Annotated in this window: 10 protein-coding genes; 5 read left to right on the forward strand and 5 right to left on the reverse strand. The window is 46.7% G+C overall.

What is annotated here, in order from left to right:
• The first annotated feature begins 357 nt into the window (after positions 1–357).
• The 4 genes from efeU (at position 358) to phoH (ending at position 5,057) form a co-directional block, all read left to right on the forward strand.
• Positions 358–1,188 carry an iron uptake transporter permease EfeU gene (efeU, locus tag QZF50_RS12230; protein ID WP_000497941.1) on the forward strand — a complete coding sequence of 277 codons (831 nt, stop codon included), beginning with the start codon at positions 358–360 and terminating at the stop codon, positions 1,186–1,188.
• A gap of 57 nt (positions 1,189–1,245) precedes the next feature.
• Positions 1,246–2,373 (forward strand): iron uptake system protein EfeO, encoded by a 1,128-nt coding sequence (gene efeO / locus QZF50_RS12235; RefSeq protein ID WP_000154411.1) that lies wholly within the window; start codon positions 1,246–1,248, stop codon positions 2,371–2,373.
• 5 nt (positions 2,374–2,378) lie between these two features.
• Positions 2,379–3,650, forward strand: coding sequence for an iron uptake transporter deferrochelatase/peroxidase subunit (efeB, locus tag QZF50_RS12240; RefSeq protein WP_001199180.1), 1,272 nt, complete (start codon positions 2,379–2,381; stop codon positions 3,648–3,650).
• Between the two features lie 618 nt (positions 3,651–4,268).
• The gene (phoH, locus tag QZF50_RS12245) at positions 4,269–5,057 is read left to right on the forward strand and encodes a phosphate starvation-inducible protein PhoH (protein ID WP_000533522.1); all 789 of its coding nucleotides are present in this window, start codon (positions 4,269–4,271) and stop codon (positions 5,055–5,057) included.
• Between the two features lie 49 nt (positions 5,058–5,106).
• Here phoH and pgaD read toward each other — a convergent pair whose 3' ends face one another.
• The 4 genes from pgaD to pgaA are packed head-to-tail and all read right to left on the reverse strand — an operon-like array spanning position 5,107 to position 11,290.
• Positions 5,107–5,520, reverse strand: a complete 414-nt coding sequence (gene pgaD / locus QZF50_RS12250) for a poly-beta-1,6-N-acetyl-D-glucosamine biosynthesis protein PgaD (RefSeq protein WP_001061095.1) — start codon at positions 5,518–5,520, stop codon at positions 5,107–5,109.
• A 1-nt stretch (position 5,521) separates the two neighbouring features.
• On the reverse strand, positions 5,522–6,847 hold the full coding sequence (pgaC, locus tag QZF50_RS12255; RefSeq protein WP_000610451.1) for a poly-beta-1,6-N-acetyl-D-glucosamine synthase: 1,326 nt from the start codon (positions 6,845–6,847) through the stop codon (positions 5,522–5,524).
• Positions 6,840–8,858, reverse strand: coding sequence for a poly-beta-1,6-N-acetyl-D-glucosamine N-deacetylase PgaB (pgaB, locus tag QZF50_RS12260; RefSeq protein ID WP_000945554.1), 2,019 nt, complete (start codon positions 8,856–8,858; stop codon positions 6,840–6,842). Before pgaB ends, pgaC begins: the two co-directional genes overlap by 8 nt.
• Positions 8,859–8,866: 8 nt before the next feature.
• Positions 8,867–11,290, reverse strand: a complete 2,424-nt coding sequence (pgaA, locus tag QZF50_RS12265; protein WP_000287476.1) for a poly-beta-1,6 N-acetyl-D-glucosamine export porin PgaA — start codon at positions 11,288–11,290, stop codon at positions 8,867–8,869.
• Positions 11,291–11,877: 587 nt separating this feature from the next.
• Between pgaA and QZF50_RS12270 the strand changes: the two genes are divergently transcribed.
• On the forward strand, positions 11,878–13,236 hold the full coding sequence (locus QZF50_RS12270) for a GGDEF domain-containing protein (RefSeq protein ID WP_290388882.1): 1,359 nt from the start codon (positions 11,878–11,880) through the stop codon (positions 13,234–13,236).
• Between the two features lie 40 nt (positions 13,237–13,276).
• On the opposite strand, the gene QZF50_RS12275 is transcribed toward QZF50_RS12270, so the two are convergent.
• Positions 13,277–13,368: IS3 family transposase (locus QZF50_RS12275; RefSeq protein ID WP_071607396.1), on the reverse strand; the 92-nt coding region annotated here is incomplete at its 5' end.

The raw sequence follows: 13,368 nt of genomic DNA on the forward strand, positions 1-13,368 counted from the left end.
CTTATGTTCCGGGCAAAAAGTTAGATTTGATAATCGAGGATGGACGAAATTGCTTGATACACCCGCTTATCAGTTTTACATGGAAGTTTTGATGTATTGAGTCAGGACGGTTTTGTCGGCTGGATACGGCGTTTACGCGGCATCCGGCAAGAACACATGGCTCGTTGTAAACAATCCCATCTTTGTACCTGGAATAATCGTTTATATCCCCTGACATTACCTCTCTTTGTTTACATTTCAACATCATTTTATAAACATTCCGCTTGTATTTTTCTTTACCGTAATGATAATCGCTATCACTGCGATTTACTTTTCTTTGCATAGATTGACTCAGAAAAACGTTTAAGGGTGGGTGGCATGTTTGTTCCGTTTCTCATTATGTTGCGCGAAGGACTTGAAGCCGCGCTGATTGTCAGTTTGATTGCCAGCTATCTTAAGCGTACCCAGCGAGGCCGATGGATTGGTGTGATGTGGATTGGCGTGTTGCTTGCCGCTGCGTTGTGCCTGGGCTTGGGGATCTTCATTAACGAAACCACCGGCGAATTTCCGCAAAAAGAGCAGGAACTGTTTGAAGGTATCGTGGCGGTGATCGCCGTGGTGATCCTTACCTGGATGGTTTTCTGGATGCGCAAAGTGTCGCGCAACGTCAAAGTACAACTGGAGCAGGCAGTCGATAGCGCATTGCAGCGTGGAAATCATCATGGCTGGGCGCTGGTGATGATGGTTTTTTTTGCCGTTGCAAGGGAAGGGCTGGAGTCGGTCTTTTTCCTGCTGGCGGCATTTCAACAAGATGTCGGGATCTGGCCGCCGCTGGGTGCAATGCTCGGTCTTGCTACTGCCGTGGTGCTAGGCTTCTTGCTCTACTGGGGCGGTATTCGCCTCAATCTTGGTGCATTTTTTAAATGGACCAGCCTGTTTATTCTCTTCGTCGCCGCAGGGCTGGCAGCTGGTGCCATTCGCGCATTTCATGAAGCCGGATTGTGGAACCACTTTCAGGAAATCGCCTTCGATATGAGTGCGGTGCTCTCAACTCACTCGCTGTTTGGCACGCTGATGGAAGGGTTTTTTGGCTATCAGGAAGCGCCGAGCGTCAGCGAAGTCGCCGTCTGGTTTATTTATCTCATCCCGGCGCTGGTGGCATTTGCTCTGCCACCACGCGCAGGGGCGACAGCGTCTCGCTCCGCGTAACAAATACGACGCAAACTCTTGCTTAGTTACAACATACTTTAAAGGGATAGTCTCGTCATGACCATTAACTTCCGCCGTAACGCATTGCAGTTGAGCGTGGCTGCGCTGTTTTCTTCTGCTTTTATGGCTAACGCCGCTGATGTGACGCAGGTCAAAGTGACCGTGACGGATAAGCAGTGCGAACCGATGACCATTACGGTTAACGCCGGGAAAACACAGTTCATTATTCAGAACCATAGCCAGAAGGCGCTGGAGTGGGAGATCCTCAAAGGCGTGATGGTGGTGGAAGAGCGGGAAAATATCGCCCCTGGTTTTAGCCAGAAAATGACGGCGAATTTACAGCCTGGCGAATACGATATGACCTGCGGTCTGCTGACTAACCCGAAAGGGAAGTTGATCGTCAAAGGTGAGGCAACGGCGGATGCGGCGCAAAGTGATGCGCTGTTAAGTCTTGGTGGTGCAATTACTGCATATAAAGCGTATGTCATGGCGGAAACCACGCAGCTGGTGACCGACACCAAAGCCTTTACCGACGCGATTAAAGCAGGCGATATCGAAAAAGCGAAAGCACTGTATGCGCCGACGCGCCAGCACTATGAGCGCATTGAACCGATTGCTGAACTGTTCTCCGATCTGGATGGCAGCATTGACGCCCGTGAAGATGATTACGAGCAAAAAGCCGCTGATCCAAAATTCACCGGTTTCCACCGTCTGGAAAAAGCATTGTTTGGCGACAACACCACCAAAGGCATGGATCAGTACGCTGACCAGCTTTATACCGATGTGGTCGATTTGCAAAAACGCATCAGTGAACTGGCTTTCCCACCTTCAAAAGTGGTCGGCGGTGCAGCCGGACTGATTGAGGAAGTGGCAGCCAGCAAAATCAGCGGTGAAGAAGATCGCTACAGCCACACCGATCTGTGGGATTTCCAGGCTAACGTTGAAGGCTCGCAGAAAATTGTCGATCTGCTGCGTCCACAACTGCAAAAAGCTAACCCGGAACTGTTGGCAAAAGTCGATGCCAACTTTAAAAAGGTCGATACCATTCTGGCGAAATACCGTACTAAAGACGGTTTTGAAACCTACGACAAATTGACCGATGCCGACCGGAATGCACTGAAAGGACCGATTACTGCGCTGGCGGAAGATCTGGCGCAACTTCGCGGTGTGCTGGGATTGGATTAAGCATTATGCAGTATGAAGATAAAAACGGCGTGAATGAACCGTCACGCCGACGTTTACTGAAAGGCATTGGTGCGCTGGCGCTGGCGGGAAGTTGTCCGGTCGCTCATGCACAAAAAACGCAAAGTGCGCCGGGTACGCTTTCACCGGTTGCACGCAATGAGAAACAGCCGTTTTATGGTAAGCATCAGGCAGGGATCCTGACGCCACAACAGGCCGCAATGATGCTGGTGGCGTTTGATGTGCTTGCCAGCGATAAAGCCGATCTTGAACGGTTGTTTCGCTTGTTGACTCAGCGTTTTGCTTTTCTGACTCAGGGCGGAGCGGCACCAGAAACGCCAAATCCGCGCCTGCCACCACTCGATTCCGGCATTCTTGGCGGCTACATTGCGCCCGATAATCTCACCATCACGTTATCGGTGGGTCACTCATTGTTTGATGAGCGCTTTGGCCTTGCGCCACAGATGCCGAAAAAGTTGCAGAAGATGACGCGTTTTCCCAACGACTCGCTGGATGCGGCGTTATGTCATGGTGATGTGTTGCTACAAATTTGCGCCAACACCCAGGACACGGTGATCCATGCGCTGCGCGATATCATCAAACATACGCCAGATTTGCTCAGCGTGCGCTGGAAGCGGGAAGGGTTTATTTCCGATCACGCGGCGCGTAGTAAAGGCAAAGAGACGCCGATTAATTTGCTGGGTTTCAAAGACGGCACTGCCAATCCCGATAGCCAGAATGATAAGTTGATGCAAAAAGTGGTGTGGGTAACGGCAGATCAGCAGGAGCCAGCGTGGACAATCGGTGGCAGCTATCAGGCAGTACGCTTGATTCAGTTTCGAGTGGAATTTTGGGACAGAACTCCGCTGAAAGAACAGCAGACGATTTTTGGTCGTGATAAGCAAACCGGTGCGCCGCTGGGAATGCAGCATGAGCATGATGTTCCCGATTACGCCAGCGATCCGGAAGGGAAGGTGATTGCGCTGGACAGCCATATCCGGCTGGCGAATCCCCGCACGGCGGAGAGTGAGTCCAGCCTGATGCTGCGTCGTGGCTACAGTTATTCACTGGGCGTCACCAACTCCGGGCAACTGGATATGGGGCTACTGTTTGTCTGTTACCAACACGATCTGGAAAAAGGCTTCCTGACTGTACAAAAAAGGCTCAATGGCGAAGCGCTGGAGGAATACGTTAAACCTATCGGCGGCGGTTATTTTTTTGCGCTGCCGGGAGTGAAGGACGCGAACGATTATCTCGGAAGCGCGTTATTGCGGGTTTAATGTTTATAGACGGATAAGGCGTTCTTGCGCAGATGCCTGATGCGATGCTTGCGCGTCTTCTTATGCCTACAATCGGTGCGGGTTCGGTAGGCGGATAAGGCGTTCACGCCGCATCCGGCGTTCGTGCGCAGATGCCTGATGCGAATCCTGCTGAAAGCACACAGCTTTTTTCATATCTGTCATCACTCTGTCATCTTTCCAGTAGAAACTAATGTCACTGAAATGGTGTTTTATGGTTAAATATAAGTGAATATATTGTTGCAATGAATGCGAGATCTGTTGTAATTATTAAGTAGCAGCGGAAGTTCCCGGCAGTGATAGTCAGTCACTATGGAGATCGCGGATGGTAACGTCCTGTTCTGGACAATGTCTTGTTAAGCTACGCTCCACCACTTGCGGAGATTTCTCCTCCGGTAGCAACTTCGTCACTCTGTATTTTTCTCACTTCCTCTCTTTACTCGTGTTACCGACGCCGCAAACGGTGTGCGTAGCCGTTTTTCGGCATTTTATCCAAAAGCAAACTATGGCTTACAAGGAAGCCAACCCTCTGATGTTCGTGCGCATAATCGCGCTGCCAACGGCGCGTGTGATGAATACAAACAACTCAAGGTGCTCTCCATGGGAAGACAAAAAGCAGTGATCAAAGCTCGTCGTGAGGCAAAACGTGTGCTGAGACGGGATTCGCGCAGCCATAAGCAGCGTGAAGAAGAATCGGTCACCTCGCTTGTGCAGATGGGCGGCGTAGAAGCCATTGGTATGGCCCGCGACAGTCGCGATACTTCGCCCATCCTCGCGCGAAATGAAGCGCAATTGCACTATCTGAAGGCTATTGAGAGTAAGCAGCTGATATTCGCCACGGGCGAAGCCGGGTGCGGAAAAACCTGGATCAGCGCAGCAAAAGCGGCAGAGGCCCTGATACATAAGGATGTCGACAGGATTATCGTCACCCGTCCAGTTCTGCAAGCCGATGAAGATCTTGGCTTCTTACCTGGAGATATCGCAGAAAAGTTTGCTCCCTATTTTCGCCCGGTCTACGACGTGCTGGTCCGGCGCTTAGGGGCTTCCTTTATGCAGTACTGCCTGCGACCGGAAATAGGGAAGGTGGAAATTGCGCCGTTCGCCTATATGCGTGGACGTACCTTTGAAAATGCAGTCGTCATTCTTGACGAGGCGCAGAATGTGACTGCCGCGCAAATGAAAATGTTTTTAACCCGCCTCGGGGAGAACGTGACGGTTATCGTCAACGGTGATATCACGCAATGCGATTTGCCTCGCGGCGTGTGCTCCGGATTAAGTGACGCGCTGGAACGTTTCGAAGAAGATGAAATGGTTGGGATCGTCCGGTTCGGTAAAGAGGACTGCGTACGTTCGGCACTTTGCCAACGTACGCTGCATGCATACAGTTAAGTGTATTATCGGTGCAGAGCCCGGGCGAACCGGGCTTTGTTTTGGGTGTTTATGCCCGGACTAGCGCTTTTTCTGAAACAACCATTTTTATTTGCCCCTGGCTGGTGAAGTGTACGCTCATCCTATGGCTTTTTTGTAGTTGCTGATAGAGCTCATCAGGTATTGCTAAGCTCTCTGCATATTCTTGCGGCGTATATTGGTAGGCTGCATGATGCTGCTGTTTTTGAAAACGCAGCTTATTGTACAGCGCCCAGACAATTAACACGACGGCATTCGCCACTGCCAGCAAAAAATAGAACTGAAGTCGGCTTCTGGCCTCGCTTTGCCAGTAATAACCCGTCAGCAGATCCATGGCGAATAAGAATATGAACAAAGCAAATAATGTCCACAAGATGGTTGTGGCAACATAATCAACCAGTAAACGTACTGGCGATTGTCGGGTCGTAATAATTAAATTGTTCATATTAACCTCTCAGAATCCCGCGATCGGGACTTACCCAACGGGCGCGTTGCTTTTTAGGCATCAACATGACTCGTGTAAATGATACCAATGTCGTTGCCAGGCTCAGCATCCAGAAAATAACCGGGAACCAAATAATCCAGAAAAGCGATGAAGTCAGATTATGCTCATAGCGATTCTCGATCATCAGGCTGACAATAAATTGCAGTAAACATAACGTACACAATAATATTCCGGCAGTATGTGTCGCAGCGATATGTGTCAATTCAATATTTAACGGTACACCGGCAAGTTGGACTGCGTAAATAATGAAACCGACCAGGCAGGTAAAGGCCCATATTGTCGTCAGACAGTATTCAAAAAACAGTGGCCACATTCGAAAGTTTTCTTTGCGCCATAGCCTTGTCATATTTTTGAGGAATACTTCTGCACCGCCCTGAGCCCAGCGCAGGCGCTGTTTCCACAGCCCTTTTAACGTTTCAGGCATTAATATCCAGCACAGTGCCCGTGGCTCGTAAAAAATCGTCCACTGATTCAACTGCAGCTTCCAGCTAATATCAATATCTTCGGTGATCATATCGTCACTCCAGTAACCCACTTCTGCCAGGGCGCTGCGACGAAATGCGGCAATAACACCGGAAACGGTAAATACGTTTCCATAGATACGCTGGGTTCGCTTGATCAAACCAATAATTGAGGAATACTCGCCAACCTGAATTTTACCCACCAGGGTAGAACGTGTTCGAATACGAGGATTACCGGTTACGGCACCCACACGCGGGTTGTACAACATCGGTTCCACAATATATGCCGCCGCATCGCGGTCTAATAACGCATCGCCATCAATGCACACCAGATATTCACTTTTCGCCGCGGCAGCTCCGGTTTTAAGCGCAATGGCTTTCCCCTGGTTTTGCGCCAGATGAATGACCCGCAAATGGGGAATTTGTGCAGCCATGCGATCCAGGATGGCACGGGTTTTATCTGTTGAACCGTCATTTACGGCAATAACTTCAATGTTCTCATAACGCTGTGCTAAAGCGGCGTGTATGGTTTCCTCAACGTTTTTCTCCTCATTAAAACAGGGAATGATAATGGAGATAGACGGATTATCTTTCAACTGGGGAGCTGGTGCGTTTTCTCCCCACGGCCAGTGGCGTTCACGATAGACCCAGAAATAGACGCCGCCAACAATCCACATAATGGACATAAAAAACGGCCAGAAGAAAACGAACCTCATCATCAGTTCACCAGAGTGAAAGTACGCTACGCATAGGGGTATGCATAACACCAGACATAATATAAAAAACGATACGATGCGATTAATCATTTTTCGGATACCAGGCTGTTGAAAACTCAGGACGAATAAGGTCTATTTCAGGTTGGTTATGCAGAAAATTGTCGGGATAATAACCATAGTTTTTCACTCCATTCAGTTGTAATAGGCTCATCCAGTGAGCGAGTTGTTGCGAAGAAATAGCCTGATGCTGACCATTTTTCTGCCAGTTTTGTGCCTGTAATTCTAAAATAGATTTGTCTTTAGCCTGAGGGATGTTTTTAATTTGATTGGTCAATTGTATTAACCATTGGTCAGCCGATTTTTCTGCGACACCTTCCAGATAAGGCATAGCCATAATAGCGGTCCAGTCATAGCTTTTTAGGAAATCAGCATAATTCTGTGCAAACCAGGCTTCACTTTCAGGTTGTATTACCGGAAGTGCAAAAATATTTCGTGCAGTTTTAATATGTGGACCGCGAATGGCTTTTACGCGCGCACTAAGTTCTAAAGTGAAGTCAGTTAACGCACGACTTTTAAAGCGGGCCCACTGTTTAAATTGCTCCGGGTTTTGTCGAATTTCGCTCAGACTCCCGCTAAAGCCTGCTTGCTGATAAGCCGTGATAGCCGGTGCACTGGCATCTTCATAATCTGAAAGCAAAGCATCATCGTGGAACAATATGCCATCAAAAGCAGCATGTCCGGCAAGATCTTCATATAACATGCCAACTTGTGCTCTGACTCTGTCATCGAAAGGAGAGAGACGGTGATATTGTTCAGGATGAATTTGTGCTTTTTTCTCCCCTGTTGGTAAGTATTTTACTCGCGTTAATGTGGGATCTAAATCCCAGCTTAATACCGGCATCCACGCATAGATGTTTACACCTGAGCGGGTACGTAATTGCCAGGCAACCCGACTAAAAATATCTGCTTTCATTGGTAGCAAACGATTTGGAAACCAGACCTCTTTGACCAGCCCATCACCATCGGGATCAGCAAATGCCTGCAAATACACGGTTGATATTTGCATATCTTTCACCCGCTGAATTAGCACATCAATATTGCGATCCATTTGCTGGCGGTTTTCGTCATAAACGTAATCAAGATCGATATGCATTATCCGTTGTGATGATTTTTCCTGTACGGTAATAATTTGCTGGGCAAACTCTTTTAATGAGGGATTATTGGCGATTAATACTCGCGGAATGGAATCCAATTGTGACGCATTTGCCAAACCTGATTCAAGGGTGAAGAACATGTCATAACCGAGTTTTTTTAATTCCTCTATCGCTATGCCATTCGCTTCGCCATAAGGCCAAACAAAAACGTGTGGATTTACCTTAGCCTTTGTACGCAGGTATTCTGTCATTTTTACAGCATCCAGACGAATTCTTTCCCGGTATTCTGCTGCGGTTTCATACCGTGCGTGGTCAGTAAAATATGCACGATTTACATATACAGGCAATAAGCTGCCGGTGGCATTAGCCTGAATACCGTAGTGAGAATTCCATGTATGAGAAGCGACCTCAACGAGCGGGGAACGCGCAACTTCTCGCACTTGTTGCCACGTGGCAAAATATTCTCGATCGACCAACTCATCGCCAAATTTTACTTGTTTATCCGCTGGCGTATCGACCCAACTGCCGACGGGGGCCCATACAGCAGGCCACTGGAAGGCCTGAAGAATTGGGAAGACGCGGGTATAAAAACTCTGGTAGCCGTCATCAAAAGTCAGCACTACAGCTTTTTCCGGTAGCGGTTTTCCTCCTCGATGTGCTTCACGAATTTGAGCAATACTGACCGGTTGATAACCGTTCTCGCGCAGCCAGGCAAATTGTTCACGCAGTGCTGATGTCCGCACTGACATAAAACGCTGGTCGGCAGCTTCGTCTTCAACGTTATGCCATGAAATCGCCACAAAACCATTATGCGGCCACGGTTGCTCGGCGAGTAAAGATTCGCGATCCTGTGGCGGTATAAATGATGTTCTTGACTGGCTAATGCACGCGGTGAGCATAATTATACTCACCAGCATCAGGAGATATTTATTTCCATTACGTAACATATTTATCCTTAAAATCTGAATGTCATATCGAATTCAACGTATAAGTTGTGTTCTCTGTCACCGTCATAAGGTCGTTTTTCCCAGCGTAGCGTTGCGCCAGCATCAATCACGTCATTCCAACTAATGCGTTGCCCGTAGCCGAGTTGGGTGACGACATCCGTGCCATAATGTTTTTGCCAGGAGGCACCAACACCTGCGCTGAATATTTGCTCCCAGCTATTTTCATAGCTTCGCCATAACAAATGGCTTGCCTCAAATGCCGGAACAATATCGAACGTTTTTATAGGGTTGTAGTATGGGGTATCGTGTTCTGTATTTTGTTCGTAATACAGACTGGGTAGGAAATCGACAATCAAATATGGTGAAGACCAGATGCGTTCCTGACCCTCAAGTGAGACTTCATGACGCTGGTTACTGTCGGATAAATCAGTGAAAGCCCAGGAGACACCGTACTTACGCCGCTCATTTTGATACCAGCGAACATAAGCCTGAGCACTGTTGCCTGTAACACCATTTTTCATTGCCCGTAATGGAACGCGGTGAGAGAGGCGTTCCAGTTGCGAACCAATACGCCAGTTATCATTAAAATCATACCAGCCAGACAGGCGCGCGCCGGGTTTATGCTCATGATTGAAAACGCGTTCAGCGTACTCTGCCTCGAGCCAGATATTACGTGACCGCCACTCAACACCCGCAAGCCAGTCGCGAACAATCCCTTTTCCTTCGCTAAATTGTCCATCGGCATAACCGAATCCAGCAAAACCGCGCCAGTTATCCTTCAGCGGTGGTGAATAAACGATGGTGGTTAAGTCGACATCATGTTTACCACTATCCGGGCCTTCGGCATCAATTCCTGTTGAGCCAGCGATACGAAGCTCTGCAAGATTATGTACATCAACCGCACGTTTTAATCGTACAACGCCGGGATCTTGCGGTTCACGTTCGACAACATCGTGCGTTAAGACAGCTGCCTGCTGCCATTCTTGTAACGTTAATGCTGTCCAGGCTTGTTCAACCTCCAGATTAATATTACGTGGCTCGATCACTTCTGCTTTTTTTAATTCATTTTCTGCTGCACGAGGCCAACCGCGGGCTTGTAACACACTCGCGTAATCAATGCGCAGTCCCTGATTTCCTGGTGCGTTATAAGCAAGCTCTCTGGCTGTCATTTCAGCCTGAGGAAGATCATTACTATATTTTGCTACGGTTGAGAGAAACGAATGCCCCTGTAACCAGGTATCATTCGGGATGCTCGTAGGCGTGCCCATTAACCGCAGGAAAGGCGGCGAAGTATTAATGGTATGTTGGGTGACAGTTAGCGCGCCGGGATAATTTTCACTCTCCAGGTGGCTGTAAAAGAGATCCGCAAGTTCTTCATCGGATAAATCCGGGGCAATGGTCTCCTTGTGATAAAAGAGCTCGGTCATTATTGACTGTGCTTTTTTCGGCTGATGATCTTTGAGATAAGCCGACGCAACCCAATATTGCGCCCAGAGCGGAATAATTTGCCCCGTCTTTTTTAAACGCTGATAGTGAGAAATAACGTCTTTATAACGATCGCGAGTTAATAACGCGCCAAGATGATCAATCTGAATACGCTGGTACTGGGCAGTGCGGTCTGGGTTATCGTGCCACAGAATTTCTAATGCAGCGTATTGGGCGAGGGCGCGATCGGCAATGGCATAACGTTCACTTTCACTGCGCGTAGGCATAAACGACAGTCTGACCAGTTCGGCATGAATATCAGCGCGAATATCTGGCGTTAAATTGGCATCGTCAATCGCGGCAACAAGTTGATTATTCTGTAATGCCTGCACGTATTCTGTGGGATATTGTTGCGTAGAGGCATTTTCAGGTAATGACTCTGTCATCGCCCGTAATTCATCCTGATGACGCCCCGCCAGTTTATAGATATAGGCTTCTGCGAGTAAATTGGCTTTGTCCGGTGCTCCAGAGTTAAGCTGCTTAAGTTTAACCAGCGCAGTATCATAGTGACCCGCATCTGCCAGGGTTAAAATTTGTCCCCGTTGATAATCCTTATTTTGCGGCTCCAGAGAGAGCGCCTTTTGCCACAGTGTAAGTGAATTTTGCCATTGTTGCAGGTTACGATAAGCGATGGCGACAGCTGCATAACCACGCGCTGGTAATTGCTGATGACGGTAGCTGTTGTAAATGGTAATAACCTGTTTATCTTGCCCGGCCCATAAGGCAATCTGTAACCAGTCAGCAATTTGGTTATTACTGAGTGCTGATTTTTGTGCAAACCATAACAAAGCTGGCTGAGTATTTCCCTTGCGAGCTTCAATAATCAATGCATCATAGGCGTTATTAACGGCACTCTTCGCCGCGGGACTCACTGCTAAAAATGCGGCAGTAAGAATTTTCAAAGCCCATTTGGTTTGCGGGCACCTTTTTCTGCTACTTGAATACATCCTGTATTACTCCATGTATTGCCAAAATCTCTCTCTGTATCTAATGACAGGTAACTGAAAAGAAAGATATTTTTTGCACCTCATAATCCGTTATTAAACGCGGAAGAGAGACGTGAATTGTTGATGATGAGAAGAAGAAATGATGAGCAGAGTGTCCATATAAAATCCTTTTCTCGCCCGAAAATCCATTCCAATGATGAGGATCTTCAGGAATACGGCATAATTCCCAATGCCTTTTTCAAAATAAGTTAGGAGTAAAATAATTAAATCAGTAAATTCCGATGCATGATTTCGGATTTTTCGAAAGTCCTGATGAAAGGCTGCGCTACGGCACTCACGGATTTAATTGTTATTCCTAATGTATCTATGAATTAATGTTTTATAAGGATTTTCTATAACCATTTATAAGTATTTTCAAGCCTAGCTTGTTGCAAACAATGTATAAAGCACTTAGGCAATAATAATTACATTCAGCAACTATCATCATCGGTATTGTTTGTGGGCGGAATTTCATATTGACAACAGTACAGTTCTTATATCTATTAATAATAGAAAGGGATCTACAACCTACAGATTGGTGTAGCTTTATGGAAAAAGACTATTTGAGAATTAGTAGTACTGTATTAGTGAGCTTATTGTTTGGGCTTGCTTTGGTTTTGGTGAATAGTTGGTTTAATCAGCCAGGCGTTGAGGAAGTTGTTCCACGATCAACCTATCTGATGGTAATGATTGCTTTATTTTTTATCGATACTGTTGCATTTATTTTTATGCAGTTGTATTTCATTTATGACCGTAGGCAATTTTCAAACTGTATACTTAGTTTGGCTTTTCTGAGTTGTTTGATTTACTTTGTTAAAACCGTCATTATCATTCAGCAAATTATTGAGGGGCGTTTGACAAGCAGTGTTGTCCAAAATGACATTGCAATCTATTATTTGTTTCGTCAGATGAGTTTGTGCATATTAATATTTCTGGCATTGGTGAATAAAGTTAGTGAAAACACAAAACAGCGCAATTTATTTTCCAAAAAAATGACTTTGTGCATAAGTTTGTTTTTTGTTTTTGGGGGGCCGATAGTTGCTCACATACTTTCTAGTCATTATGAGAGCTACAATTTACACATTGCCGAGTTAACCAATGAAAATGGTCAGGTGGTTTGGAAAGCCTCATATGTTACCATAATGATTTTCATGTGGTTAACCTTGCTTTCGGTTAATCTATACTTTAATGGTTTACGCTATGATATCTGGAATGGAGTGACGGTGATTGCTTTTTGTGCCGTACTGTACAATATCTCTCTGTTATTTATGAGCAGGTATAGCGTGTCCACTTGGTATATTAGTCGCACTATTGAAGTAGTCAGTAAGTTAACCGTTATGGTAATATTTATGTGCCATATATTCAGTGCGCTACGAGTAACAAAGAACATTGCACATCGCGATCCCTTAACCAATATATTTAACAGAAATTATTTTTTTAATGAACTGACAGTTCAATCAGCATCAGCCCAAAAAACGCCTTATTGCGTCATGATTATGGATATCGACCACTTCAAAAAAGTCAACGACACCTGGGGGCATCCGGTTGGCGATCAGGTGATAAAAACAGTGGTGAATATCATTGGGAAAAGCATACGACCAGATGACCTTTTAGCGCGCGTCGGCGGCGAAGAGTTTGGCGACTTGCTGACGGACATCGATACTGAACGTGCGAAAGCTTTAGCGGAAAGGATTCGGGAAAATGTTGAGCGTTTAACTGGCGATAATCCTGAATACGCTATACCACAAAAAGTGACGATTAGTATTGGCGCTGTTGTGACTCAGGAAAATGCGTTAAACCCAAATGAGATCTATCGACTGGCTGATAACGCACTTTACGAGGCGAAAGAGACCGGGCGTAATAAGGTGGTTGTGAGGGATGTGGTGAATTTTTGTGAGTCACCATAAAGCGGCATTTTGATCCTACCCACGTAATATGGACACAGGCCTAAGCGAGGTTCTTGTTTTCAAATTGTTCCGGACTGAGGCCGCCACACCAACTGTGCCGCCGCCACCGATTGTAATCACATTCGATATAAT

Origin of the sequence: uncultured Escherichia sp. (assembly GCF_948475835.1) — a bacterium.
Lineage (GTDB): Bacteria > Pseudomonadota > Gammaproteobacteria > Enterobacterales > Enterobacteriaceae > ECMA0423.

Coding starts and splice junctions, on each gene's coding strand:
- phoH (WP_000533522.1), top strand. CDS start 4,269: ATGGGAAGACAAAAAGCAGTGATCAAAGCTCGTCGTGAGGCAAAACGT.
- pgaA (WP_000287476.1), bottom strand. CDS start 11,290: ATGTATTCAAGTAGCAGAAAAAGGTGCCCGCAAACCAAATGGGCTTTG.
- efeU (WP_000497941.1), top strand. CDS start 358: ATGTTTGTTCCGTTTCTCATTATGTTGCGCGAAGGACTTGAAGCCGCG.
- pgaD (WP_001061095.1), bottom strand. CDS start 5,520: ATGAACAATTTAATTATTACGACCCGACAATCGCCAGTACGTTTACTG.
- pgaC (WP_000610451.1), bottom strand. CDS start 6,847: ATGATTAATCGCATCGTATCGTTTTTTATATTATGTCTGGTGTTATGC.
- pgaB (WP_000945554.1), bottom strand. CDS start 8,858: ATGTTACGTAATGGAAATAAATATCTCCTGATGCTGGTGAGTATAATT.
- efeO (WP_000154411.1), top strand. CDS start 1,246: ATGACCATTAACTTCCGCCGTAACGCATTGCAGTTGAGCGTGGCTGCG.
- QZF50_RS12270 (WP_290388882.1), top strand. CDS start 11,878: ATGGAAAAAGACTATTTGAGAATTAGTAGTACTGTATTAGTGAGCTTA.
- efeB (WP_001199180.1), top strand. CDS start 2,379: ATGCAGTATGAAGATAAAAACGGCGTGAATGAACCGTCACGCCGACGT.